This is a genomic window from Nocardia sp. CY41 (assembly GCF_009829325.1).
Lineage (GTDB): Bacteria > Actinomycetota > Actinomycetes > Mycobacteriales > Mycobacteriaceae > Nocardia.
The window spans coordinates 198425-221048 of sequence record NZ_VUOS01000012.1 but is presented as its reverse complement, the minus strand read 5'-3'; the positions used below and the strand labels follow the sequence as shown (position 1 = coordinate 221048).

The 22624-nt window shown below is 68.5% G+C and carries 27 protein-coding genes and 2 pseudogenes; 12 read left to right on the top strand and 17 right to left on the bottom strand.

Annotated features, from left to right (window positions below; genetic code table 11):
• Window positions 1–51: 51 nt before the first annotated feature.
• Window positions 52–1308, bottom strand: coding sequence for a lipase family protein (locus tag GVY64_RS14815; RefSeq protein ID WP_236566838.1), 1257 nt, complete (start codon window positions 1306–1308; stop codon window positions 52–54).
• A 360-nt stretch (window positions 1309–1668) separates the two neighbouring features.
• Here GVY64_RS14815 and GVY64_RS39110 point away from each other — a divergent pair.
• From GVY64_RS39110 to GVY64_RS14780, 8 genes and pseudogenes are all read left to right on the top strand, one after another.
• Window positions 1669–1842, top strand: a pseudogene (locus GVY64_RS39110) (helix-turn-helix transcriptional regulator); the annotation flags it as partial.
• Window positions 1843–1977: 135 nt separating this feature from the next.
• Window positions 1978–2829 carry a hypothetical protein gene (locus GVY64_RS14810; protein ID WP_236566837.1) on the top strand — a complete coding sequence of 284 codons (852 nt, stop codon included), beginning with the start codon at window positions 1978–1980 and terminating at the stop codon, window positions 2827–2829.
• 682 nt (window positions 2830–3511) lie between these two features.
• Window positions 3512–4006: a DNA-directed RNA polymerase subunit beta gene (locus GVY64_RS14805; protein ID WP_159841664.1), complete on the top strand. Its 495-nt coding sequence runs from the start codon at window positions 3512–3514 to the stop codon at window positions 4004–4006.
• Between the two features lie 7 nt (window positions 4007–4013).
• Window positions 4014–4235: a hypothetical protein gene (locus GVY64_RS14800; RefSeq protein WP_159841662.1), complete on the top strand. Its 222-nt coding sequence runs from the start codon at window positions 4014–4016 to the stop codon at window positions 4233–4235.
• A 239-nt stretch (window positions 4236–4474) separates the two neighbouring features.
• Window positions 4475–4942 (top strand): hypothetical protein, encoded by a 468-nt coding sequence (locus GVY64_RS14795; RefSeq protein ID WP_159841660.1) that lies wholly within the window; start codon window positions 4475–4477, stop codon window positions 4940–4942.
• The gene (locus tag GVY64_RS14790; RefSeq protein WP_159841658.1) at window positions 4929–5282 is read left to right on the top strand and encodes a hypothetical protein; all 354 of its coding nucleotides are present in this window, start codon (window positions 4929–4931) and stop codon (window positions 5280–5282) included. The genes GVY64_RS14795 and GVY64_RS14790 overlap by 14 nt, the downstream gene beginning before the upstream one ends.
• A gap of 626 nt (window positions 5283–5908) precedes the next feature.
• A pseudogene (locus GVY64_RS14785) lies at window positions 5909–6749 on the top strand (alpha/beta fold hydrolase).
• Window positions 6750–6821: 72 nt separating this feature from the next.
• On the top strand, window positions 6822–7316 hold the full coding sequence (locus GVY64_RS14780; RefSeq protein ID WP_159841656.1) for a hypothetical protein: 495 nt from the start codon (window positions 6822–6824) through the stop codon (window positions 7314–7316).
• A gap of 123 nt (window positions 7317–7439) precedes the next feature.
• On the opposite strand, the gene GVY64_RS14775 is transcribed toward GVY64_RS14780, so the two are convergent.
• From GVY64_RS14775 to hemL, 8 genes are all read right to left on the bottom strand, one after another.
• Window positions 7440–8093: a Uma2 family endonuclease gene (locus tag GVY64_RS14775; protein WP_159841654.1), complete on the bottom strand. Its 654-nt coding sequence runs from the start codon at window positions 8091–8093 to the stop codon at window positions 7440–7442.
• A 39-nt stretch (window positions 8094–8132) separates the two neighbouring features.
• A complete protein-coding gene (ccsB, locus tag GVY64_RS14770) occupies window positions 8133–9098 on the bottom strand; it encodes a c-type cytochrome biogenesis protein CcsB (RefSeq protein ID WP_159841652.1) in 966 nt (321 codons plus the stop codon).
• Window positions 9099–9100: 2 nt separating this feature from the next.
• Entirely contained in the window at window positions 9101–10747 is a 1647-nt protein-coding gene (resB, locus tag GVY64_RS14765; protein WP_159841650.1) for a cytochrome c biogenesis protein ResB, read from the bottom strand.
• Window positions 10744–11577, bottom strand: a complete 834-nt coding sequence (locus GVY64_RS14760) for a cytochrome c biogenesis CcdA family protein (protein ID WP_159841648.1) — start codon at window positions 11575–11577, stop codon at window positions 10744–10746. Before GVY64_RS14760 ends, resB begins: the two co-directional genes overlap by 4 nt.
• Window positions 11578–11617: 40 nt before the next feature.
• Window positions 11618–11863 carry a hypothetical protein gene (locus GVY64_RS14755; protein ID WP_159841646.1) on the bottom strand — a complete coding sequence of 82 codons (246 nt, stop codon included), beginning with the start codon at window positions 11861–11863 and terminating at the stop codon, window positions 11618–11620.
• Window positions 11860–12501: a TlpA disulfide reductase family protein gene (locus GVY64_RS14750; RefSeq protein WP_159841644.1), complete on the bottom strand. Its 642-nt coding sequence runs from the start codon at window positions 12499–12501 to the stop codon at window positions 11860–11862. The genes GVY64_RS14755 and GVY64_RS14750 overlap by 4 nt, the downstream gene beginning before the upstream one ends.
• On the bottom strand, window positions 12498–13148 hold the full coding sequence (locus GVY64_RS14745) for a histidine phosphatase family protein (protein WP_159841798.1): 651 nt from the start codon (window positions 13146–13148) through the stop codon (window positions 12498–12500). Before GVY64_RS14745 ends, GVY64_RS14750 begins: the two co-directional genes overlap by 4 nt.
• Before the next feature lie 341 nt (window positions 13149–13489).
• Complete coding sequence (gene hemL / locus GVY64_RS14740) at window positions 13490–14809, bottom strand: glutamate-1-semialdehyde 2,1-aminomutase (RefSeq protein ID WP_442939585.1); 1320 nt, start codon at window positions 14807–14809, stop codon at window positions 13490–13492.
• A gap of 192 nt (window positions 14810–15001) precedes the next feature.
• Between hemL and GVY64_RS14735 the strand changes: the two genes are divergently transcribed.
• Window positions 15002–15388: a hypothetical protein gene (locus tag GVY64_RS14735; RefSeq protein ID WP_159841640.1), complete on the top strand. Its 387-nt coding sequence runs from the start codon at window positions 15002–15004 to the stop codon at window positions 15386–15388.
• Window positions 15389–15407: 19 nt separating this feature from the next.
• Here GVY64_RS14735 and GVY64_RS14730 read toward each other — a convergent pair whose 3' ends face one another.
• The 6 genes from GVY64_RS14730 to hemB all read right to left on the bottom strand — a co-directional run bounded on the left by GVY64_RS14730 (window position 15408) and on the right by hemB (window position 18646).
• Window positions 15408–15629, bottom strand: coding sequence for a hypothetical protein (locus tag GVY64_RS14730; RefSeq protein WP_159841638.1), 222 nt, complete (start codon window positions 15627–15629; stop codon window positions 15408–15410).
• 167 nt (window positions 15630–15796) lie between these two features.
• Window positions 15797–16027 (bottom strand): hypothetical protein, encoded by a 231-nt coding sequence (locus tag GVY64_RS14725; RefSeq protein WP_159841636.1) that lies wholly within the window; start codon window positions 16025–16027, stop codon window positions 15797–15799.
• Between the two features lie 57 nt (window positions 16028–16084).
• Window positions 16085–16345, bottom strand: a complete 261-nt coding sequence (locus GVY64_RS14720; protein ID WP_159841634.1) for a hypothetical protein — start codon at window positions 16343–16345, stop codon at window positions 16085–16087.
• Window positions 16342–16824 carry a hypothetical protein gene (locus GVY64_RS14715; RefSeq protein ID WP_159841632.1) on the bottom strand — a complete coding sequence of 161 codons (483 nt, stop codon included), beginning with the start codon at window positions 16822–16824 and terminating at the stop codon, window positions 16342–16344. Before GVY64_RS14715 ends, GVY64_RS14720 begins: the two co-directional genes overlap by 4 nt.
• 323 nt (window positions 16825–17147) lie before the next feature.
• Window positions 17148–17663 carry a hypothetical protein gene (locus GVY64_RS14710; RefSeq protein WP_159841630.1) on the bottom strand — a complete coding sequence of 172 codons (516 nt, stop codon included), beginning with the start codon at window positions 17661–17663 and terminating at the stop codon, window positions 17148–17150.
• Between the two features lie 5 nt (window positions 17664–17668).
• Window positions 17669–18646: a porphobilinogen synthase gene (gene hemB, locus GVY64_RS14705; protein ID WP_159841628.1), complete on the bottom strand. Its 978-nt coding sequence runs from the start codon at window positions 18644–18646 to the stop codon at window positions 17669–17671.
• Window positions 18647–18829: 183 nt separating this feature from the next.
• Between hemB and GVY64_RS14700 the strand changes: the two genes are divergently transcribed.
• The 3 genes from GVY64_RS14700 (at window position 18830) to GVY64_RS14690 (ending at window position 20862) form a co-directional block, all read left to right on the top strand.
• Window positions 18830–19615: a hypothetical protein gene (locus GVY64_RS14700; protein ID WP_159841626.1), complete on the top strand. Its 786-nt coding sequence runs from the start codon at window positions 18830–18832 to the stop codon at window positions 19613–19615.
• A 45-nt stretch (window positions 19616–19660) separates the two neighbouring features.
• On the top strand, window positions 19661–20470 hold the full coding sequence (locus tag GVY64_RS14695; RefSeq protein ID WP_159841624.1) for a tetratricopeptide repeat protein: 810 nt from the start codon (window positions 19661–19663) through the stop codon (window positions 20468–20470).
• Between the two features lie 119 nt (window positions 20471–20589).
• Window positions 20590–20862, top strand: coding sequence for a hypothetical protein (locus tag GVY64_RS14690; RefSeq protein WP_159841622.1), 273 nt, complete (start codon window positions 20590–20592; stop codon window positions 20860–20862).
• A 289-nt stretch (window positions 20863–21151) separates the two neighbouring features.
• On the opposite strand, the gene GVY64_RS14685 is transcribed toward GVY64_RS14690, so the two are convergent.
• Together GVY64_RS14685 and GVY64_RS14680 are read right to left on the bottom strand one after the other, a co-directional pair.
• On the bottom strand, window positions 21152–21658 hold the full coding sequence (locus GVY64_RS14685; protein WP_159841620.1) for a pyridoxamine 5'-phosphate oxidase family protein: 507 nt from the start codon (window positions 21656–21658) through the stop codon (window positions 21152–21154).
• Window positions 21655–22530 (bottom strand): NAD(P)-dependent oxidoreductase, encoded by an 876-nt coding sequence (locus GVY64_RS14680; protein ID WP_159841618.1) that lies wholly within the window; start codon window positions 22528–22530, stop codon window positions 21655–21657. The genes GVY64_RS14685 and GVY64_RS14680 overlap by 4 nt, the downstream gene beginning before the upstream one ends.
• Between the last annotated feature and the right edge of the window lie 94 nt (window positions 22531–22624).

Genomic DNA, 22624 nt, shown 5'->3' with positions numbered 1-22624 from the left:
TCGCCAAGTTGCGGTGACCGCGCCCGCACTGATGTCCACCCGCCCGCCTCGTCAGCAGTTGCTGGGCGCGGGCTCGCCGCGAACCCGCGCGCCGAGCCACATCATCGCGGCCGGCGCACCCAGTACCGCTGTGGTCAGATGCTCGGCTCCGGACAGCGGCTCGGCTTCCGGCAGCTGTTCGATCGCGGGGACCCGCAGTGTCTGCACTCGCACCCCCGCCGCGCACCAGCGGCGGACGGTGTTCTCGATGGCCTCGACCGCAATCTGCCGGTCTTCCGGCGAATGCCATTCGAAGATCGGCGTGTCCGGTACCCCGCCGTAGAGTTCCAGACTGTTCTCCTCCACCACCGAGCGTGCTTGGCGGCTGTCGAAGATCGAGGTGTCGGTGACGTACTCCCGAGCGCTGCCATTGATACCCGCGGTGAGAATCTCGTTGCTGCAACTGTTGGCCATGGCGTCAGCGACCTCGCGCCCGCGCGGGGTGAGATATGAGCTGATCGGCAGCCGGTCCGGATACTCCCGCTCCAGTCCGATCGCCGCCGCCATGGCCAACCCGAACGAGGGGTGCGGATCCAGACCCAGCGCCTCCGCCATCGTCACCAAGTTCATCGGGACGCCGCCGATGGCGGCGCCCGCGAGCTGCAACTCCGGCGCGTACGTCGGCTGTAGCGCGGCCGCCCATGCGGCGGCCAGACCGCCGCCGGAGTAACCCGCCATGACCGTCGCGCTGTGCTGCGCGGCGAGCGCGGGCAGGCGCTGCACCGCTCTGATGCCGTCCAGAACGATCTGGCCACCCAGGCGAGCGGCCCCCAGCGCGAACTGCGGTCCGAGTTGATCCGGCAGCGCGACGGCCCAGCCCTGCGCCAGCGCCACGTTCAAGATCGGCGTGGTCACGTTCAGATTCAGGTCGTCGCCGTACAGCTTGTGCGACACCGCGCAGCCGGTGCCGAGCGCATTGATGAAGTGCTGATACGACAGCAGTGGCCCGTCGGACCGACGGCCGAAGGGGGTGAGCACCGTCGTCGTCGCCGCGATCGGCGCTCCATGCGAGTTGCTGGACCGGAATTTGACGAGCGTGACGGTCGAGCCGGGAAACATCGCCAAGGGCGGCAGCGCGCGCACACCGAGCACATCTCCTGGTCGGTGTGCCGCAAGATCCGCCGGGGCGGCGTAGAACGGGTCCGGATCGGGCCGTGGGTACAGCGGTTCCGCGGTTGCTTTGGCCGCGAGAAGCAGCCCGAGTACCAGACAGCCGAGGACCCGGACACCACCGCGCCTGCTGTCGGCGGAAAGAACCTGCCTGATCACGGCCTCGACCTCCACGGGTAGTTGGCGGCATTCGTCGATCAGCCAGCCTGCATTCAAATCGGACGCAGCGGGCAAACCTTTAGCGACACGCCGGACAGCGAGCGGAAACGCAAGGAATCCGCCCGAGTCATCCCGATGAGGCGAATCGTTCGGCCACGTCTCGAGCGGACCGCCGAGGTGGTCTTTCCCGCAGGCGGATCTCCACGCAGGGCTTCGCCAGCCCCGGGTCAGGGCATGACATCGGGACAGGTGCCGACGGCGACTCGGCGCGTCCGCTCGCGATTCGCCTCGCTTCGATCACCCGCACAATTCATGCCGACACGGCCTGACGAGAACTGAGAGCTCCCGTAGCCTCGGGCCATGAGCACAGATCTCGGGGAACGCTTGCGATCGGTTCGCAAGCGGAGCGGTCTGACGCAACGTGAACTCGCACTGAGTTCAGGGGTATCGCTATCACTGATTCGCAAGATCGAACAGGGCGAGCGCGACGACACTCGCGTGCAGACACTTCGACGACTGGCCGTGGCGATGAGTTGCCCGCTGTCTGCGCTTCTCGGTCCGGACCCCTACCGCCCCGAGACCGAAAACGGAGAAGCCTGGCTTCCCACGCGGCGGGCTCTCCTTTCGATCGCAGATGGACAAGCGGCCGAAACGCCTCCAGAACGGAGCATGAACGAGTCACTTGTCACCGCGGTGAAGCTCTACCACCACAACGAGTACGACCAGTTGAGCCGACTGCTTCCCCACCTGATACTCGACGGGCGCGCCGCGTCGCCGCTCATGCGATCCCGGATTCTGCAACTGGCCGGGTCGGTGATGGTCCAGACGCGGCAACTCCAATCCGCGAAAACCGCGCTCGATCAGTCGCTGCGGGATGCGGAATCGACCGGGAACGTGCTCGACGCAGCGTCGGCGGTGATCACTCTGTGCTGGCTCCTACTTGTGGAACGACAGTTCGGCCAAGTCCGCACCTTGGCCGCGTCGTGGGCAGATCGGATCGAGCCGCGCCTGTCCGTGGCCACAACTCGAGAACTGTCGACCTGGGGGTGGTTACTCTTGCGCGGCTCAGCGGCGGCAATACGAGACAACCGGCCGGATGAGGCGGACGACATGATGCGGCTCGCCAACGCGGCAGCGGCAGCGCTGAAACGTGATTCGGGAAGCTATCACCAATACTGGACGACATTCGGGCCCGCCACGGTCGCCATGAAGCGGGTCGAGAACGCCATCGTGGACGACCGTTCCGACCTCGCGTTACGACTGGCCCGACAGGTGCCGCCAGGGTTGCGGCCGACGTCCGACAACCGCAACAGACACCTGCTCGATGTCGCCGCGGCACACATCGAACTTCGAAGCTACGACACCGCGTTCGACGTCCTGGTCCAGCTGTCCCGCGAGGCGCGCCCGTGGTTGATCGAACAGCGGTACGCGAAGGAACTACTCGGCCGGATCATCTCCAGACGACGCACCCTTACCCCGGAGATGCGGTCCCTCGCCGATTTGATTCACCTCGAATACTAAGCTTTACAACAAGTTTCGATGGCCCGATGGCACTTCATCGGGCCACTCACCGAGAGTGCCATTGTTGCGGGGCTTCTCGGACTGTGACGCTGTCACCGGCCCCGACGCCGGGGTGAGCGGGCCGATTTCCTCTCGGCCGCGAGGGCGGTAATGGCCGCTGGTGGGGTCGATGCCCTCGGCGTCGGGTGCTTTCCAATCGGATTGCAGGGAGGCGCAGGGGATGGATGCGAGCAGTCGGCAGGGGTTCTATTCGGCGGGGATCGCCGAATTGCAACGGATCACAGCGTATTTGAAAGACGAGTCGATACCGTTGCCCGGCGCGTTGGCACATACGGACGGCGCACTGGCTATCGGGCTGCGGTGCATGGCGGTCCCGGGTGCCGACGCGGCCGGTGATCAAGCCACGGTTGCGATGCCGGCACGTCGCCACAGGTACACGCTGGTTGCCGTGTACGTGGTTGCGCCGGACACTGCGCCGCTGGTCACGGCAGCGAACGTGCTCGAGATGGTGCACGTGGTCCGCGCGGGTGCGGTGATCGTCCCTGGGATGGCGCATCTGGGCGGGTCGGTCCCGGCCGAGTTCATGGGTGTGCAGCGTGATCATGCCGGAGCACGTGATGCTCGGCCGCGCGCTGTACCCGACGACAGTGCCCGGCGGCGCCGAAGACGCAGAGGTGCAGGGATGAGCGCAGCGGGCATAAGCGGTTTCGATCCGACCACACCGAACGGGCGGTGCGCTTTCTACAAGCTGGTCTGTCAGCTCCCAGCCGAGGTAGATCCCGAAACCCGCGGCCGGATCGTGATGCGGGCGGGTTCGATGGTCTGGGCTGTATCGGTACCCGAGCCGTTGGGCCGGGCAGTGACGGACCGCTTACAAAGCGGCGGCTATGGCCTCGGCCCGATCATCACGCACCCGCATTCCCGGACCTGGACCTTTCTGGTGCGACCTGATCTGCCCGACGACCCTCGAGTCTTCGCGGGCCTGTTCCGGGATCGAGTGAAGGTGATCCGCGACGGCGGGTTGATCGCACTCCCTTCCCCGGCCGACAGCGACACCGCGTATCGCGCATGGCTCGAAGCGCCCCGCGACACCTACCGACCGTCGGGGCGGCTGGTGGTGGAAGCGGTGCGCGCGTGCCTGCTCGCGGATCGATCCCGCCACCAACGAACCCGTTGACAGCCTCATGACCGGTCTCGCCCAATCTCCGCACCCAGAAGAACCCCACGTCCACCTTTCGGTCTACCTGCACGACCAGCGAATGGACTTCGCCGCGTGCCTGGCCGCCGCACTGGTGTTCATCCAGGACTGGAACGCCCGCCACCGCCCCGGCGCGGTAACCGTCCTCCCCGGCAACCCCACCGGCCTCCCCCGCCTCCCGAATGAACGGCTCTACCTCGAATCCTGAACAGGCCAGGCGGTGTCCGCCGACTGGGCCAGAGAAGCGACCGAGTCACTCGGGGAACCCAGGGAACCGAAACCGTGGCGGATGCGTCAAAGCATGTTGGAAAGCAATGAAGTTGGCAGTCAGGATGTTGCGCCACCCGCTGAGGCGATGGAGCCGTCTCGGGCGCTGACCCGCCATCACTGGAGAAGCAACGACGTTTCAGATGGGCACCGGTCCGGTGCGACTACGTGGGGGTTGAGATGAAGACACATGCATTGATAGTCGCCGCAGCAGTGGTGTTCAGCCTGATCGGTGGGGCGATCCAAAGCCCACCGGCTCGAGCGTCATTCCCTTGGGGAGCGTGCGGAATCAGCTCGCCTGCGGACAAGGTCGTCACAACCTTCGGCGACTGGGAACTGCTGTGTGGGGACGAAGAATCAGGTTATCGGCACATCCAGCAGAGGCACATGAGCGAGTGGGAAGGCCTCGCGGGAATCGAAGGTCGCAATTGGAGGGACATCACCGACATGGCTATCGCCAAAGCTCACGACGCACCCGACTGGCATGGCTCGGTTGGGAGCGGCAAGTACTGTTACACGGGGCAGATTTATCTCGTCAACCGTGCCACGGGAGCGATAGCCAAGACGGTTCAGCCCACCGTGATCGTGCACGAGAAAGGCAAGGTCATCACCGCCTACCCGGGAGGAGCCTGTGGTGGAAAAGTCTGATCCCGATCTGGATGAACTCACCGATTCGGTGATTCGTGCCGGTAACGAGTGGGGATACCGGATCGGCCGCGACAGCGCAGGTCGGCTGCTACTCACGGCTGTAGGCGAATCGCCGGTGGTTCCCACCGTCGAGTTCCGGTTCAGCGACCAGGAACTCCGCGACTACTACGCGCGCCTCGCAGCGAAAGCTGGAACACCGACCGGCGAGAGCACGCCGTGGAAGACGTGGATGGTTCTGATGTCGACCCACCTCAGCGAGGCCGTTTACAAGGTGGGGGTGCTGAACCAGCCATGCGTCATCGTGATCGATAGGGCTGGATTCTGGGCCGAACCGGTGTAGAACACCGCAGGGCCTCGCGATGGCGTAAGCGAAGTCCTGCGGATGTGCTGGGAATTGGCGCCGCTGGCCCGCACCGGCGACCTCGCCCGCCGGCCGGTCCTCTACGACGCCGCCGACTACTGTGATGCCGTCGTGGACCCGCGCGCCTGGATGGGGGCGGCAGGGCCGGGACATCCCGGACCGTCTGATCATCGAGTGTGATCAGAACTTCTGGTTCGATTCGACGTCACCGAGTGGCCGTCGGTGACTCCTCGAACACCCTCTAGAAGCCCTGCCTGTTCGGGCCGAACGGGCGTGACCTTCCACGGTTTCACGTAGGGCTGTAGCCGGGAACGTGGGGGATGCCGGATTCGGCTGTCGCGGGTTGTCGGTGTCCAACCGGTGTCAGCGGCCACCGGCAGTTCCCCGAGTACGGCCAGTTGCGACTCCCCGCGAGCGGCCAGTTGTGGCGATATGGCATACCGCGAGCATTCAGTCGGGACAACCCGCTGTTGTCGGGTTCGTGGCGATTGCGGGAGTGTGGACGCGATCTCGGCTGCACCGATGACTTTGGGGTGAACCTGTCGTCAACACCTCTGGAGACACCGGCAGACAGGAGTTCAGGCATGGGGCCGTTTCGGTTGGGCATGACGTCGGTGCGGGCAAACGGTGTCGATCTCGGCATCGAGAGCTTCGGCCGCGAGGACGATCCGCTGATCCTGCTGGTCGGTGGCACGACAATGTTGTCCTGGCCCGACGCGCTGTGCGAGCGGCTCGCCTCGGGCGGGCGGCGCGTGGTCCGCTACGACCTGCGTGACTCCGGCGCGTCGACGACCCTCGACCCGGAGAACCCGGGATACAACCTGCGCGATCTCGCCGCCGACGCGGCCGCGCTGGTCGAGGTGCTCGGCGCCGGGACCGCCCACCTCGGTGGGGTCGGCGTCGGCGGGATGGTCGCTCAGGTCGCCGCGCTGGAACACCCGGACATGTTCTCCGCACTGACCCTCGTCGGCACCCGGCCGGTGGCGCCGGGCCCGGTCGACGAGGACCTGCCCGACCACGACAGCGCGGTCATCGGCGCGCTGTTCTCCCGCCCACGGCCGGACTGGACCGACCGAAATGCTGTCGCGGCGTTCGCCGCCGAGGGCGCCGAGCCGATGGGCAACGATCCGCAGCCAGGCACGGACGACGGCGGCCCGAATCTGGGACCGGACACCGTCGAGCGATCCCGCAGTGCACCAGGCGAACCAGCTCGGGATGGTGTTCTCCCGGATCGACTGCGCCCCACGCTGGCGGGAGCGGCTCGGGGAACTCGACGTGCCCACGCTCGTGGTGCACGGTCGCGCCGACCCGTTCTTCCCGGTCGGCAACGGTGAAGTCCTCGCCGCCGAAATCCCCGGCGCGCGACTGCTCGTCCTCGACGACATGGGCACCGCTCTGCGCCCAGCGGCGGCCGACCAGGTCGCTGCCGCCATGCTCGCCCTGTAACCGCCCGGCTGGGAGGCATCCCGAGCCGGCGGAACCGGCAGGCTGAAGTTCCGCGTCGAGCAAATCGTCTACGTGGCGTTCTCCCTCGACGAGACCGTGACGGGCTTCGCGTTCCCCAAGGAGGCCGCTGACAAACCGGCGGAGGATCTGGGCCGCAACCCCACCTTGGCGGAATCGGCGTACCGCACGGGTGCACTGCCGGGCACCCTTGGTGTCCTTTCGGCGGGATCCGGCGTCGATGAGGCTTTACCGCGTCACCTCGACAGCGGGATCGTCCCGCGACACGAACACGAAGGAGCCCGCATGACGACGGACCAGCGCTCGACCCACCGCAGGCATCGATCAACCCGCGCTTTGGCGATCGCCGCGATACCCGCCCTACTCGGCAGCGGCGTGGTGACCGCAGGAGTGGCCCAGGCCGGTCAGGACGCCACCGTAACCACCTGTTCCGGGCCCAACCTGGTATGCGTCCCGCAGGACAGCCCGGCCCCGGGCGGCCACAGCAACCTCGATTCGGGTCCTCCCCACCGACCTCACTCCCGGCTCATCGGGCCGGGGATCATGTGACCGAACAAGGCGCCGACGCGCGGCCCGCACACTGGCGGGCCGCATGAATCGGCTGATCCGCCATTCTGAGCCCCGGTCCGGGCAACCGGGACTACGTACCGATGATGACGGCTGACGCAGACGTCAGTATTCGAGTTCGGTCCACGGAATGCTGATCGGGAACGGGAAGTCGAACTCGATTCCACCCGGGTTCTCGTCGGTCCACTCGGCGGCGAGGATGTAGTTGGCCGCGCGCAGTGGGTGGACCCCGTCCGGCAGCTGCGCATGGCCGATATCGAGACCATAAGCGCGGACGGTGGCGATCGCGCTGACCTCACGGGCCAGCGTCACTTCCCAGTACCACGGGATGCCCGCGCTGGCGTAGCGTCCTTTCTTGGCTTCGATGTCCGTCTGCGAGTTGCCGGGCGACAGAACCTCGCCGACCAGGACGACGTCACTGCCGCGCACATCCTGATAGGCGGAACCGAGACAGCGGTGGACCAGGAAGTCCGGTGTCAGGAAGTTGGACTTGCCGGTGTGACCCAGGAAGACGTTCGTCTCGGTAGTGACGCGCCAACATTCTTCGGGCTTCTGCGACATGTACTTCCGCGCACAGCGCTCGAGCGTGGCCCAAAGCCGGTTGGAGAAGGTCTGATGCTCGGCCGGACCGCGGCGCATCCAGACCACATGACCATCCCACAACTCGATCTGCTGCGCGATCTCCTCAGGAAGTCGCTCCAACTCCTCCCAAGTCATCGACTTGGGAAGTTCCGGCCGCTCAATATGTGGCACCGACATGCCGCAATGGTAATGGCCGGTGCGGACCGCTACGCCGCCTTAGTTCAACCCCGCATACGAGTGCAACCCGCTGATCACCATGTTGATGATGAACAAGTTGAACAGCATCGCGACGAAGGCGGCGATGTTGATCCAGGCGGCCTTGGTGTCGCGCCAGCCGGAGGTGGCGCGGGCGTGCAGGTAGGCGGCGTAGAGGACCCAGGCGATGAAGGAGCAGGTTTCCTTCGGGTCCCAGCCCCAGAAACGACCCCAGGCGGCCTCGGCCCAGATGGCGCCGAGGATGACGCCCGCGCCGAACAGCGGGAAGCCGATGATGGTGGCCTTGTAGGCCAGGCGGTCCAGGGTGCGGGCGTCGGGCAGGCGGCGGGCGATGGCGCCGAGGACGTTGTCCGACTCCTGACCGTCCGGCTGACGCAGGCGGTAGAGGAACAGCATGCTCGCCACACCCGCGAACAAGAACACGCCGCTGCCGACGCTGACGATGGTGACGTGCACCGGCAGCCAGAACGACTTCAACGCGGGCACTACGGGCGCGGCGTCGGCGTAGAGCACCGTCCCCGCGAGGAACAGCAGGATCAGCACCGGAACAAGCAGGAACGCCCACATGGCGCGGTAGCGCTGCTCCCGCAGCAGCAGGAGCCCGACCAGCACGGCGGCGGCCGTGGCCATGGTGACGAACTCGTACATGTTGCCCAGCGGGAAACGGTGGGTCGCGAAACCGCGCAGGACGATCGCGCCGACATGGAGCGCGATGGCGACCATCAGCACCGAGAACGCCATGTTCCCCAGCCGCTCCGACAGCGGCCGCCGCGCGGGCTCGACGATCCGGCCGGGCCCCTGCGGTGTCGATCCGCCGCCCACGGTCACCAGTTCGCGCTCGCTGACCTGGCGGCTGCGGGCCGTCGCGTACTGCCAGATCAGCAGCACCAGCACCAGCGCGTACACCACGATCGCCGTCTTGAAGGCGAAATCGCTGTACCTGGCGATGGTCTCGTCGATCGGCATCGTCACTCTCCCGTGGTCTCGGCGGGCTGGTCGAGCAGGCGGGCGCGCAGCCGATCGAACTCGCCGCCCCAGCCCGCCTGGTCGGTCCGGGCGAGCCCGCCCATCTCTACTACAGTGCGTCGTTGGTCAACGGTACCGGCTGTGTCCTCGGCCGGGTAGACCCGCACCCAGATCCTGCGACGCTTGATCAGCAGCGACACCAGCAGGCCCGCCATCATCAGCAGCGCGCTGACCAGCACCCACTGCTGTGCGGGGTCGTGCGACACCTGAAGGTTCACGAACTCCTGCGCGCCGTCGAAGGTGACCCTGGTGCCGTTCGGCAGCGTGGTCGATTCACCGGGACGGAGATTGACCCTGGCCTCCTTGGTCAGCCGGCCCTGCTTGACCTGCTCGGGATCCAGGGCGAACAACGACTGCGGCTTCCCGGTGTCCAGGCCGGTGTCCCCGCGGTAGACGTCGACCGCGACGGCGGGATCGTTCATCGCGGGAAACGCCGAACTCAGCAAGGATCCGTGGAACAGCGCCGTGGGCGCGAACAGCCCTTCGATCGCGATCTGGTTCTTGCGGCGCTCCTCGTCGGTCGCGTACATACCGCCGGGCGGGTCGATTCGCAGCACGCCGCTGGACAGGAACGTCGAGGCGTCGTCGGGACGCCACTGGATGGACTCGGTGCGGGTCTGACCGTTCGGGAAGGTGACGGTGAAGGTCGGAGCGTAGCCGTGCCCTTGCAGGTAGAGCCGGTCACCTGCCACGCGCAGCGGGTGGTTGACCTGCACCTGAGTGTCGCGCCAAGTGTTCGTCCGCAGGTCGTCGCCCGCCTGGTAGGCGAGGTTCGCGGTGAACATCTCGGCCTGCCCGTTGGTCAGGTAGTCGGCTCGGAAATCCTTCACCCGCACGCAGAGCGGGGTCATGCCGGTGCCGTCGTTGACGTTGCCCGCCTTGAACGAGTCGAACACCGCGGGCGAGGTGGTGCAGAAGCCGGGGCCGTTGTTCGCCAGAACGATGACGCTGCCCTCGTAGCCGAACAGCTTGCCGGCGGCGATGGCGATCAGCAGTCCGACCAGCGCGAGATGGAACACCAGGTTGCCGAGCTCGCGGGTGTAGCCCTTCTCCGCCGACAGCGCCAGTTCCCCCTCGCGGGGGCCGGGGCGAACCTCGCTGCGCCATCCGCGCAGCTGGGCGCGGGCGTGATCGATCAGCTCCTGCGGCGAGCGCTCGACCCGCCCCGAATAGTGATGCGGCAGCCTGGTCAGGTTGCGCGGCGCGCGCACCGGCGGGGTGCGCAGCGCGCGGTAGTGATCGAACGTGCGCGGCAGGATGCAACCGACCAGCGAGATGAACAGCAGCACATAGACGGCCGTGAACCAGAAACTGGAGAACACGTCGAACAGCTCGAAACGGTCCATCCACGGACCGAGCGTGGGCCGGTCGGCGATGTACTGTTCGACCTTCTGCTCGTTGAGGTTGCGCTGCGGCAGCAGCGCCCCCGGAATCGCCGCCAGCGCGAGCAGGAACAGCAGCACCAGGGCGGTGCGCATGCTGGTGAGCCCGCGCCAGGTATTGCGCAGCAACGCCCACGCCCGTCCAGCGACGGATTGGCGCGGCGGCTGTTCGGGGCTTTCGATCGCAGTGTGATCGGTCACGGTCATATCGGCAAGGTCACCTCGGAGACGAACGCGTCGCGCACCCAGGCGACGAACTGGTCCCACGCCCCGGTGACCAGCGCCGCGCCGACCGCGACGAGCAACATGCCCCCGATGATCTGGATGGTGCGGGAATTACGGCGCAACCAGCCCACGCCCCGCAACGCGCTCGCCGACCCGAACGCGAGCACGACGAACGGCAGACCGAGCCCCAGACAGTAGGCGACGATCAGCGCGACCCCGCGCACCGCCGTCGTCCCGTCGGTGCCCGCGGCTACCGCCATGACACCGGACAGCGTCGGTCCCAGACACGGTGTCCAGCCGAGCGCGAACACCCCGCCCAGCAGCGGTGCGCCCATGAGGCTGGTGAGCCTGCGCGGTTCCATGCGGGTGTCGCGCTGCAACGCGGGCACCAGGCCGATGAAGACCAGGCCCATCAGGATCGTCACCACGCCGCCGATGCGTTGCAGCAGCTCCCGATTGACGTTGAGGGTCTGGATGACGCCGAACACGGTCGCGGTCGCGAGCACGAAGACCACCGTGAAACCGGCGACGAACAAGCCCGCCGCGCCGGCGACGCGCATCCGTCCTGAGCGCAGTCGCGGCGCCGCGGCCACGGTCGCGCGCCGGGTCCCGGTGGCCTCCGCGACGGTGGCGGGCGGGGCCTCGGCGCCGACCAGTCCGGCCAGGTAGGAAAGGTATCCCGGCACGAGCGGCACCACGCAAGGCGAGGCGAACGACACCAGACCCGCGAGCAGGCACGCGCCGAGCGCCAGCAGCAGCGGCCCGGAAGCCGCCGTCTGCTGGAACGAATCACCGACTCCGGCGAGCACCATCACAGGTCCTCCCCGGTACGCGGCGCGGTGCGCGCGAAGGTCACACCGAGTCCTCCCGCGTATCCTCCGGCGCTCGTCCGGCCCCGCGGCGCGGCGCCACCGTCCGCTCGGTGGCCTGGGGTTCCTCGAACACGGCGAAGTCCAGCAGGGACTCCGCCGCGACGCTGCGCGGCACGGTGGCGATGCCCGCCCACCGGTCGTCGACGGCCCATCCGCCGCCGATGCGTCGGGCGCCCTGCCGTGGCCGACAGGCGCGCAGGTGGCGGGTACGACGGTCGCGATTCACTGTTGTTCCTCCGCGGCGATACTTTCGACCACTGGCTGCAGATCCTCGGCGAGCAGGGACCGCAGGAAGACCGCGGCGACCCGGTGTTGCCGGTCGAGGACGAGAGTGGTGGGGATGACACTGGTTGGGAAATTCCCGCCGAGCGCCAAGAGCGTGCGCATCGACGGGTCGTAGATGGACGGGTAGCCGACCTTGTTGTCGACCACGAAATCTTGGGCCTTGTCCTGTTGCGGATCGCGGACGTTGATCCCCAGGAAGGCGACGCCTTTGTCCTTCGTCGCCTCGTAGACCTGCTCCAGGGCGGGCGCCTCGGCGCGACACGGACCGCACCACTGCCCCCACAGGTTGAGTACCACGACCTTGCCCGCGTAGTCCTCGACCGACGTGGTCTTGCCCGCCGTCATCAGATCGGGACCCGCTAATTTGCCGATGGTCCCGCGCGCGGCGGGCGGGTCGTAGCGGATGTCGGTCTTGCCGCCGGGCGAGACGAATTCGAAGGTGCCGCCCGTGGCCACCGCGTCCGAACCGGTCGAACAACCCGCGAGCGCGGCGATCAGCGCCACGCACGCGAGCAGAACCGGCAGCACCCGCCCGGCGCGCGCCGAGGGCGGGAAGGAGAACGCGGTGCGGTGCATCATGCGCCGTGGACCGAGGGGTCCGAACCGCCCGCGGGCTCGGAGTAGACGATGTCGACGAGCGTGTCGCCGTGGTAGACCAGCGAGGTCAGCGACGCGAGCGAGCACTGCCGGTGGCGCGGATCGTGCCAGAGGCGCTGCCCCTGCAGGAACCGCCGCAGCGTCCACACCGGTAGCTGGTGGGAGACCAGCACCGCCTCCCGCCCGGCCGCTTCGACCCTGGCTTTGTTCACCGCCGCCAGCATGCGGTGCGCGATCTGCAGATAGGGCTCGCCCCAGGACGGGGTGAAGGGATCGCGCAGCTTCCACCAGTGCCGCGGCTTGCGCAGCGCGCCGTCGCCGACCGAGACGCGCAGGCCCTCGAAGGTGTTGCCCGCCTCGATGAGGTTCTCGTCGGTGCGCACGATGACGTCGTGCTGCGCGGCGATCGGCTCGGCGGTCTCCTGGGCGCGCTGCAACGGCGACGCGATGACCAACGCGATGTCGTGATCGGCCAGGGTGCGCGCGACCGCGGCGGCCTGCGCGCGCCCCGCCACCGAAAGGCTGAAGCCGGGCAGGCGGCCGTAGAGGATGCCGTTGGGGTTGTGCACCTCGCCGTGCCGCAGCACGTGCACGATCGTCTCGACGGGAGCCGTGCCGCCGTCGTGCACCCGCTCGGCGCCGGCCCTGCTGTCGGCGCGCTCGACCGGGTCGGGCGCGGCGGTCTCGTTCTCGGTGGGGGCGGCCTCGTCGTTCTTGCGGGCCTGCGCGCCGGCGGCCGCCGCGAAGTGAGCGCCCGCGTCGACCAGACTGGACGCGACGGCGTCGGTGGTAGCGGTCCTGGCGGCGCTCGCGGCGGCGAAGTGCTCGCCCGCGTCGATCACGGTCGCCTCGGCGAGCTGGTCGATGACCGACGCGACAGCGGCCGCGCCGTTCGTCGCGGTCACGTCCGGCTCGGCGGACGGCTGGGCCGGCTCGCGCCGGTCGGCATCGGGCTGATCGAGGTCGGAGGTCACGCGCGGGATCCTTCGGGGGTGGCGGCCGCCGCCGCGTGCGCGGCGGCGGGCAGGGCGGCAGCGATACGGTCGAACGCGTCCTCGTCGAGCGCCGCGGAGACGAACCACGCTTCGAACGCGCTCGGCGGCGCGTACACGCCACCGTCGAGCAGGGCGTGGAAGAACGCTGGGTAGCGCCAGGTCTCGCTCGCCTTGGCGGCGGCGTAGTCGGTGACCGGGCATTCGGCGAAGAACACGCTCACCATATTGCCCGCGAACTGAACCTGGTGCCCGACCCCCGCGGCGGTCAGCGCCGAGGAGAACAGTTCGCCGAGCCGTTGGGCGTTGCGATCCAGCGCGGCATAGACCGCCTCGTCGGCCGCCCGCAGTGTGGCCAGGCCCGCGGCCACCGCCACCGGGTTACCGGACAGCGTCCCGGCCTGGTAGACCGGCCCGAGCGGCGCGAGGTGGTTCATGATCTCGGCGCGTCCGCCGAACGCGGCCGCGGGCAGGCCGCCGCTCATCACCTTGCCGAAGGTGTAGAGGTCGCCCGCGACGCCTTCCCGGCCGAACCAGCCCGCGCTGCTGACCCGGAAACCGGTCATCACCTCGTCCATGACGAGCAGCGCCCCGTGCTCGGTGGTCAGTGCGCGCAGGCCCGCGTTGAATCCGGGCATCGGCGCGACCGCGCCCATGTTGCCCGCCGCCGCCTCGGTGATCACGCAAGCGATGTCGCCGGGGTTCGCGGCGAACGCGGCGGCGACGGCGTCGAGGTCGTTGTAGGGCAGCACGAGGGTGTCGGCCGCCTGCGCGCCCGTGACGCCAGGGGAGGTGGGCAGTCCGAGCGTGGCGACACCGGAGCCCGCGTCCGCGAGCAGGGCGTCGACATGGCCGTGATAGCAACCGGCGAACTTGATGATCTTGGTGCGCCCGGTGTAGCCGCGGGCCAGCCGGACCGCGCTCATGGTGGCCTCGGTGCCGGAGTTCACCAGCCGTACCCGCTCCACCGGCGCGACCCGGCGCACGATCTCCTCGGCGAGCTCGATCTCGGCCTCGGTCGGCGCGCCGAAGGACAGGCCGCCGCTCGCCGCGCGGCGCACCGCCTCGACGACCGCGGGATGCGCGTGACCGAGGATCATCGGCCCCCAGGAGCAGACCAGGTCCACGTACTCGTTGCCGTCGGCGTCGACGAGTGTGCAGCCGTCGGCCGATGCGATGAATCGCGGTGTGCCGCCGACGGATCGAAATGCCCGCACCGGGGAGTTGACGCCACCCGGAATCACCGAACTCGCCCGGTCGAAGAGGTGAGCGGAAACCGGCACAGTCGCACTGGTCACGCGCGGAGAAGAACTCACGCGTTCCAGTCTCTCAGCACCGAAAAATCCGTTTGACGACAGGGTGTAGTGCAGTGATGCAGGCCGCAGCCGCCCGGCAACACGCCGAGGTGGGGTTCGCGCGGATTTCGATCGCTGGACGGTTGCCGGTGCGTAGTCTCAGCTCACATTCGTCCATCATCCGGGAGGGTCTGCATGCGGATTGCCATCGTCAGCGTGAGTGTGCTCGCGGTCGTCGCGGGAGCCGCAGCGGTACTCGGCGCCGGGTCCGCCGCCGCGCAGCCGCTCGATCAACTCGACGAGGCGCGGCTGGCCATCCCGCTGGACCACACGCTGACCACCGCGCTGGCCGGCGGCCCGATTCCCGCCGTGGTCACCATGTTCGTCCCGCCCAACCGGATCGGCGCCGGGCTGAAGAGCGACTCCGAGATCTATCGCGACGACCGCGGCGCGGTGCACGCGACGCTGCGCCAAGTGGTGCTCGAGGCCGCGGGCCATCCGGATGGGACGGTCACCGTCTACCTGAACGCGCCCGGTACCCGGAACGGCCGCGTGCTGGACGTCTACCAGCACTGGAACTGACCGGGCGCGGGCCTGGAGATCAGGCGTACATGCAGGGAACCTGCGCCGACATGGTGTGCAGGACGCACATGAACCCGTTGTAGGGGCCCGCGGAACCGGAATCCGGCACCAGGATCGGCGCGTCGACCGGGCTCGCATCCTCCAACGGCAATCCCGGGGTCGCGCCCGCGGGCGCGGTTCCCATCCCGAGGGCGGCGGCCACGGCAAACGCGGCACAGATCTTCACGGCGAACCGGTTCATCGAACACTATCCTTCATCGACACATTCCGAACTACGGCCGAAATACTAACTGCCCCAGGGTCATTCCAGCCAAAGCGCGCGGTCGGCGACATCCTGCGCCCGACGGCGCGCGGTTGCACGGTAACGCGTTCGCGCGCCGTCCGCAGCGGTTCGCAGGCAATCCGTGGCTACGTCAGACCGAGGCAGAACTTGGCGAACCCGGTGGTCACCAGGCACGCCAACGGCGTGGGCAGCGCGTGTAGCAAGGGCGCGGGCGGCGTCGCCGCGAAAACCGGTGCCACCGAAACAGGCGTTCCCGGAACGGCTTCGGCGGACGCGGTGGCTGGTACGGCCGCGGCCGCGCCGATCACACCGGCCGCCACCGCACCGAAAAGTGTTCGCTGGACAGTTGGTTTCATATGCTGGGCGTTCCCGCGCACCGCGGGATCAAACGGCCGCAAGCGGACTCGCGCCGATCAGCGCCCGGCCTCGGCGCTGCGGAGTCCGCGCACGAGCCGGGCCGCGGCGTCGATGGCCAGCACGCCTGCCACCGCGACGAGCACTGCGGCCAGCAGCCACCAAGGGCCGGCGTACCGGGTGGCGGTGAAGCCGGGGGCGTCGCCGGAGGGCCCGAAGTCGGTGGTGCGCACGCCCGCGTGCGCGCTCAGCGCCGCCCCGACCAGGGCGAGCACGAACAGATCCACTTCCACGAGCACCGCGACGATCCAGCGCCTCAACGGTCCACTCCGTCCGAACTGCGCTGGACGGCGTCGGTCAACGCCGTGCGCAGCGCCTTGTGGTCTCTGGCCCACGCCTGCACCAAGCCGCCGTCGGCCAGCCGCAACCCGATGCCGGTGCGGCGGCGGGGCACGCCGGTCAGCTCACCGAGCGCCCTGGCCGACTCCCACTCCTCGTCGTCCCAGGAGTCCTCGTCCCGCTCGGGAAGGACCTCCGCGATCGAGCTCAAGGGCAGCGACTCGGCGCCCGACCGCAGTGTCTCCGGAGTCAGCTCCACGCTGACGTGCCGCTTGCCCGCCACCACCTGCAGCGCCACGAAGCCCGCGATCAGCGCGGCACAGAACAACAGGGCGAACCAGTGCACATCACCGCCCGTGACGAGTTCGAGGACGAGAACGGCCAGGCACAGGATCGGCCCGTAGGCCACCGCACGCCACCGGGCACCCGGTTCGGAGAACAAGACGGCCGCTGCGGTCACGCCGGGCCCCCCACGGCAGCGCGCGCCGGCACGGCGGAAAGCGGAATCAGTGAATCGAGCCGGGCAGCAACAGCACGGCGACGGTCAGCACGGCGAACAGAATCAGCAGGCTCAAGACGGCCAGATCTCGCCGAATGCTGTGCGGCTGCTGGATCACCACTCGCATCGTTGCCTCCGATCCTCCGGAGCCATCTGCCCAGTTCCCGCGCGTAATCCACGAAAAAGGGCGGCAAGTAGCTTCCGGTTCCCACGTCCACTGTGACAACCCTCACCATACATGCCGGAATGTCTGGGACAAATTGGCAACGTGTTCCATCGGCGCCTCAGCGTCCGCCCGGCTGGAAGTAGGCGGTGGACTCGGGCCGGTGGGACAGATAGACGGCGCCGACCGCGAGCACCGCCTGCACGATGGAAGCGCCGCCCGCCACGAGCGACGCCGTCCCGGTCACCGCGTCGATCGCCAGCAGCGCCCCGACGCCTATCACCACCACCCACGCGCCGAGCACCGTCAGCACGGTGCGCGCCCACGACTTGCCGCGACCGAACTGGTGCACGATCACCGACGCCAGCGCCGCCACGCCCAGCCCGATCAGGACCACGACGATGTAGACCAGCGACACCATCAGCTCGGCGCTGGCCATGGTGACCTGCGGATCCTGCACTTTGGCCTGCTCGAAGACCTCTTCGGCGAAGGTGCGCCGCTGATCCAGCGCGGCGAGGATCGAGGCGATCAACTGCACTACGCCGAAGCCGATCACACCCCACCACAGCTGCCGCGCGGTGCCGACGTCCTCGGGCATCGGGGGCCGGGCCGGGCCCGCGGCGAACGGTCCCGCCATATTCGTCACGACAGCCAGTTCGCGGCCTCGGTCGCCCAATAGGTGAGCACGATGTCCGCGCCGGCCCGGCGGATACTCAGCAGCGACTCGAGGATCGCGCCGCGGCGATCGATCCAGCCGCGCTCGGCGGCGGCGGTGATCATCGCGTACTCACCGGAGATCTGATAGGCCGCGACCGGGACCGTCGAGCGATCGGCGACCTCGCGCAGGATGTCCAGATACGACATGGCCGGTTTGACCATCACGATGTCCGCGCCCTCGGCCAGGTCCAGTTCCAGTTCGCGGATCGCCTCGCGGCGGTTGGCCGGGTCCTGCTGATAGGTGCGTCGGTCGCCTTCCAGCGAGGAACCGACCGCCTCCCGGAACGGGCCGTAGAACGCCGACGCGTATTTCGCCGAGTAGGCCAGGATGCCGGTATCGATGCGCCCGGCCGCGTCCAGGCCGCGCCGGATCGCGCCCACCTGGCCGTCCATCATTCCGCTGGTGCCCAGCAGGTCGGCGCCCGCCTCGGCCTGGGCCAGCGCCATCTCGACGTAGCGGTCCAGCGTCGCGTCGTTGTCGACCGCGCCGTCGGCGGCCAGTACACCGCAATGGCCGTGGTCGGTGAATTCGTCCAGGCAGGTGTCGGCCATGACCACCGTCGAGCCGCCCACCTCGTCGGCGAGCGCGCGCAGTCCGCGGTTGAGGATGCCGTGTGGATCGCAGGCCGCGCTGCCGACGGCGTCCTTGTCCTCCGGACGCGGCACACCGAACAGCATGATGCCGCCGACCCCCGCCGTGACCGCCTCGACGGCCGTCTTTCGCAGCGAGTCCAGCGAGTGCTGCACCACGCCCGGCATGGAACCGATCGGGCGCGGCTCCGCCAAGCCGTCGGCCACGAACATCGGTAGTACCAATTGCCGTGGTTCGAGAGTTGTTTCGGCCACGAGACGACGCATAGCCGGGGTACGGCGCAACCGCCGTGGGCGGTCCATTCCGGTCATGAATCGCACGATACGCCCGGTGCGATCCGCTGTCGCGAGCGCCCGTGGGCGTGCTCGCGGACCCCGGGCCGTTATGCGGCGATCGGCCATGTCATCCGACTGATAACGGTGTGTGAAATCACACCTGGTTCCGCGCCCGAAGGCGCATACTCCGACTAGGGGCGAGACCCGCTGGGGGACAGCATGACCGATCCGCACATCGATATCTCGCTGGCCAGAGCCGCCGACTTCGAGTCGTGGGTGGCGGTACTGCTGTCGGATTGGTGGCCCGTGCTGACCGACAACCTGCCTCCGCCGACGACGGTGCTGCGCATCTGGCGCGCCGTAGACGCCACCGGGCGGAACTTCGGAGTGGAGTTCGTCGCGCGTCAGTCGGCCGCGCCCGGCGTGATGCCCGGCGCGCACGTCGCCTTTGCCACGCTCGGCATCCGTCCCGACGAGTCGGAGTGGGCACGCAGCCGCGGGACGCACCTGGTGGGCGGCACCGAGGACGCCACCGTCCAGCTGCGCTTCTCCGACACCGCCCACAGCGTTTTCCTGCGCCTGCAGAGCAGGCCGTGCGAAGTGATGCAAGAGGCGGGCCGGCTGCTGCGCCCAGGGGCGGAGATCAGTCTGCGGTTCCCTTGCACGACCTCGGGCCCGCTGGACGTGCGGGTGGCCCGCAACAGCGCCCGGCACCTGCTCGCCCAGCACAGCGCGCGGCATGCCACTCCCGCCGACCCCTTGCAGCTCGGGCCGCCGCAACGGGTGGCCGACATCGGCTGGGCGTACATCTTCCCCTGGTCGACCACGAGCTGGTACCTCGACGGCTCCGTTCCCACGCTCCCGCCGGGCAGCCGCGGGCCGATCGTGGTCGTCAAGGACACCGGACACACCTGGTTGCTGGACAGCCTCCGCAACTACGACGAGCAGTTGACCGCGTACGCGCGGGCGAACGGGTACCGCGCCCCGCTCGAACAGGCGCGATGATGGACTGCGTGTTGTCCGCGCGATACCGCCAGGCCGGGTGCTGAGATGAGCGACCTACCGAGCGAGGTGGAACTGCTCGCCATGCAGCGGCGCGCCGAAGCGCTGTGGGACGCCGGCGACGCGGCGGGCGCCGAGCACTGGCTGCGCCGGGCCGCCTCGGGTGGCAGCGCGCCCGCTATGGGCATGCTCGGCGCGCTGCTGGGCGCGGACGGAAGGATCGGCGAGGGCATCCGCTGGCTGGAGACCGCCGCGGCGCGCGGCAACAAGGCGGCGGGGATACAGCTGGGGCTGCTGCATGTGGAGCGGGGGAATTTCGACGAGGCCGAGCGCTGGCTGCGACCCGCCGCCGAGCTCGGGTTGCCCGAAGCTCTCTGCAATATGGGCGTCATCGCCAACCGGCGCGGGCGCGACGAAGAGGCCGAGCAGTGGTACGAACGAGCCGTTCGCGCCGGTAATCCCACGGCCATGCGCAGTCTCGGCCTTCGCCTGGCGCGCCGCGGCGAATTCGAGCGCGCGATCGACCTGCTCACCGAGGCCGCACGGCGGGGAAGAACGGATGCGATGGCAGTACTGGGCGCGCTGTATCTGGACCGCGGCGAACCGATCGAGGGCGAGCGCTGGTTGCGCAAGGGCGCCGAAGCGGGCGACGCGGACTCGATGTTCCACCTCGCGCTCTTGCTGCGCGCCGCCAACACGCCCTATCTCGCAGGAGATTTCGCCGACCCCGAGGTGCTGCGGACCGCCGCCGCCATCGCGACCGGCCGCACCCCGGCGCAGTTGGAAGCCAGGCAGTGGCTCGAACGCGCGGCCGCACTGGGCCATTCGCAGTCGCTGCAGTTGCTGCACGACCTGTGACCCGCCCGTTCCGCGTTCGAAAACCTTCTGGCCAGCCAAGTTTGTCAGACCCCCCGGGTAGAATCGAAGGTACGTTCGAGGGGGCTCGTCTGCCCCCGATCGCCACGGGAGGGATGCCAATGCGCACACCGCAAACCGTTCTCATCGATCGCCCCTACACCCCGCTGCAGAAGCGTCCGCTGCCCGCGGGCCGCCCACGGGCCTGGTACGTCCTGCACAACCGGCGGCTCAAGGCGATGCGCCTGGCGATCGCACTGCTCGATTCCGGTGTCTACGCACCGAGTTACGCCACGAACCAGCGGATCAGGCACACCGCCGAGGTGATCGGCATCCGGCCGCCCTCCGACGCCACCTGCTCCATGGTCCGCACCTTGATGCGCAGGCGGTACTGAGACCTGCGAACTGCGCTGTCCCGCGCTACTCGGACATCCGGACCGGCACAGCGCACACCGCGGCGTGCCGGTCCAGCTCATCTCTGGGCGATGCGCGGTACGGCACCCGACCGATTGATTCACGCCGAATCCGGCTCCGGATGTCGGGCCATCCGAACCCGCGGCTCGAGGTATGCGGCGAGCGCCCTCGTGCAGCGCCTGGTTCAGAGGAGTCGGCCACAGACCTGCTGCCACGTTCGCTCCGAGGACCCAGAGCCGCAGGGCTGCCCTGCCGCGGGCGGAAATGGGCTCAATTCCGGTCGATGACCGGCCGATCCTCGATCGCGGGTTGCCAGATTCGGCTGCGGAGGTCGCGGCCGCGGATCACCTGGATACGCCAAGGATCGAGATGAAGCACGTGCAGGCGGGGATCAGCCGGTGACTTCCAGAAGTTGCCGAGGTGGTACCCCGCGCCACGAGGACTGGTTTTGCGGTAGAGCTCCCACACGTGTTGCTTGGTCGAGAGCGAATTCGCCCACACCGCAATGGCTTCGACCGCCACCGAATTGTTTCCCGGTGACCAGTAGGAGAAGCTGGTGTGCGGGTTGCGGGCCAGATGAGCGGCCTTCACCGGTGTGCGATAGGTGGCCAGCCAGCCGACGGGTCGACCGTCGACGTTCTCCCAGACCGGGATGAGAATTCGGGTGCGTGGGCGGTTCTCGGCGTCAACGGTGACCATTGTGGCGTAGTTGATCGCGCCGATGTAGCTGTTGAATTCGGATTCCAGTTGGGCGAATTCGTGCACCCTGGAGCTCACCGGCCGCCCCGCAGCGTTTCAATGACGGCAGCGAAGCTGTCCGAGCCGTGACCGGCGGCGTGTGCCCGTTGCATGGTGGATTTCAGGAGTTCGGGCAAAGCGTTGTCGAGACCGCGGGCCGCGGCGGCATGCAGAAGGTGATCGATGGCCGCGATCTGGACGTCGATGGTCGCGTCGTCGCCCGGGTAGCAGCCCTCGTCCACCTGGGGCGCGTATCGGGTCAGGAATCCGGTCACCGCGCCGAGCCAGCGGATCGCGATGGGCGTGAACGCCGTCGCCGCGATCTTCTCGGCGCCCACCAGCGCGGTGCCGTGCAGCCAGCCGGTCATGGCCGACCACATCAAGCCCAGCAGCGCCGAGTCGTACAGCGAGGCCAGCCCCGGCTTCTGGCCCAGGTACAACGGGTCACCGAGCGCGGTGAGGGTGGCGCGATGCGTCTCGAAGACGTCACGCCGCCCGCTGTAGAGGAACATCATCTCGGCGCTGCCGACGCCCGGCGGGGTGGTCATGATGGCGCCGTCGAGATACTCCGCGCCGTGCGCGCCGAACCAGTCGAGCGTCTCCTGCGCCTGCTCGGGGGAACCGGAGGTCAGATTGACGACCGCCCTGCCCGCGAGCGCCTCGGCTGCGGGCTCCACGACCGCGCGCAGGCTCTCGTAATCGAGCACGCACGCGATGATCAGCGGACTCGCCGCCATCGCGTCGGCGACGGTGCCCGCGAGCCGGGCGCCACGGGCTACCAACGGTTCGGCCCGGCGCGGCGAGCGATTCCACACTGTCGTCGGGTGGCCGCGGTCGAGCAGCGCTGCGGCCAGTGCCGAGCCCATCGATCCCAGTCCGATGACCGTCACGGGCTGCGGGCCAGAGTTCATTGTGTCTCTCCTCGGGTTGCGATCCAGGTGCGGCAATCAGACTCGCAACATTCCAGCGACTGAACCAGTGACAGCGGTGACGGCCTCCACCAAA

Excerpts from the sequence above, each read along its gene's own strand:
- GVY64_RS14810 (WP_236566837.1), top strand. The coding sequence starts at position 1,978 with ATGAACGAGTCACTTGTCACCGCGGTGAAGCTCTACCACCACAACGAG.
- GVY64_RS14805 (WP_159841664.1), top strand. The coding sequence starts at position 3,512 with ATGAGCGCAGCGGGCATAAGCGGTTTCGATCCGACCACACCGAACGGG.
- GVY64_RS14800 (WP_159841662.1), top strand. The coding sequence starts at position 4,014 with ATGACCGGTCTCGCCCAATCTCCGCACCCAGAAGAACCCCACGTCCAC.
- GVY64_RS14795 (WP_159841660.1), top strand. The coding sequence starts at position 4,475 with ATGAAGACACATGCATTGATAGTCGCCGCAGCAGTGGTGTTCAGCCTG.
- GVY64_RS14775 (WP_159841654.1), bottom strand. The coding sequence starts at position 8,093 with ATGTCGGTGCCACATATTGAGCGGCCGGAACTTCCCAAGTCGATGACT.
- ccsB (WP_159841652.1), bottom strand. The coding sequence starts at position 9,098 with ATGCCGATCGACGAGACCATCGCCAGGTACAGCGATTTCGCCTTCAAG.
- resB (WP_159841650.1), bottom strand. The coding sequence starts at position 10,747 with ATGACCGTGACCGATCACACTGCGATCGAAAGCCCCGAACAGCCGCCG.
- GVY64_RS14760 (WP_159841648.1), bottom strand. The coding sequence starts at position 11,577 with ATGGTGCTCGCCGGAGTCGGTGATTCGTTCCAGCAGACGGCGGCTTCC.
- GVY64_RS14750 (WP_159841644.1), bottom strand. The coding sequence starts at position 12,501 with ATGATGCACCGCACCGCGTTCTCCTTCCCGCCCTCGGCGCGCGCCGGG.
- GVY64_RS14735 (WP_159841640.1), top strand. The coding sequence starts at position 15,002 with ATGCGGATTGCCATCGTCAGCGTGAGTGTGCTCGCGGTCGTCGCGGGA.
- GVY64_RS14730 (WP_159841638.1), bottom strand. The coding sequence starts at position 15,629 with ATGAACCGGTTCGCCGTGAAGATCTGTGCCGCGTTTGCCGTGGCCGCC.
- GVY64_RS14725 (WP_159841636.1), bottom strand. The coding sequence starts at position 16,027 with ATGAAACCAACTGTCCAGCGAACACTTTTCGGTGCGGTGGCGGCCGGT.
- GVY64_RS14710 (WP_159841630.1), bottom strand. The coding sequence starts at position 17,663 with ATGGCGGGACCGTTCGCCGCGGGCCCGGCCCGGCCCCCGATGCCCGAG.
- hemB (WP_159841628.1), bottom strand. The coding sequence starts at position 18,646 with ATGACCGGAATGGACCGCCCACGGCGGTTGCGCCGTACCCCGGCTATG.
- GVY64_RS14700 (WP_159841626.1), top strand. The coding sequence starts at position 18,830 with ATGACCGATCCGCACATCGATATCTCGCTGGCCAGAGCCGCCGACTTC.
- GVY64_RS14695 (WP_159841624.1), top strand. The coding sequence starts at position 19,661 with ATGAGCGACCTACCGAGCGAGGTGGAACTGCTCGCCATGCAGCGGCGC.
- GVY64_RS14690 (WP_159841622.1), top strand. The coding sequence starts at position 20,590 with ATGCGCACACCGCAAACCGTTCTCATCGATCGCCCCTACACCCCGCTG.
- GVY64_RS14680 (WP_159841618.1), bottom strand. The coding sequence starts at position 22,530 with ATGAACTCTGGCCCGCAGCCCGTGACGGTCATCGGACTGGGATCGATG.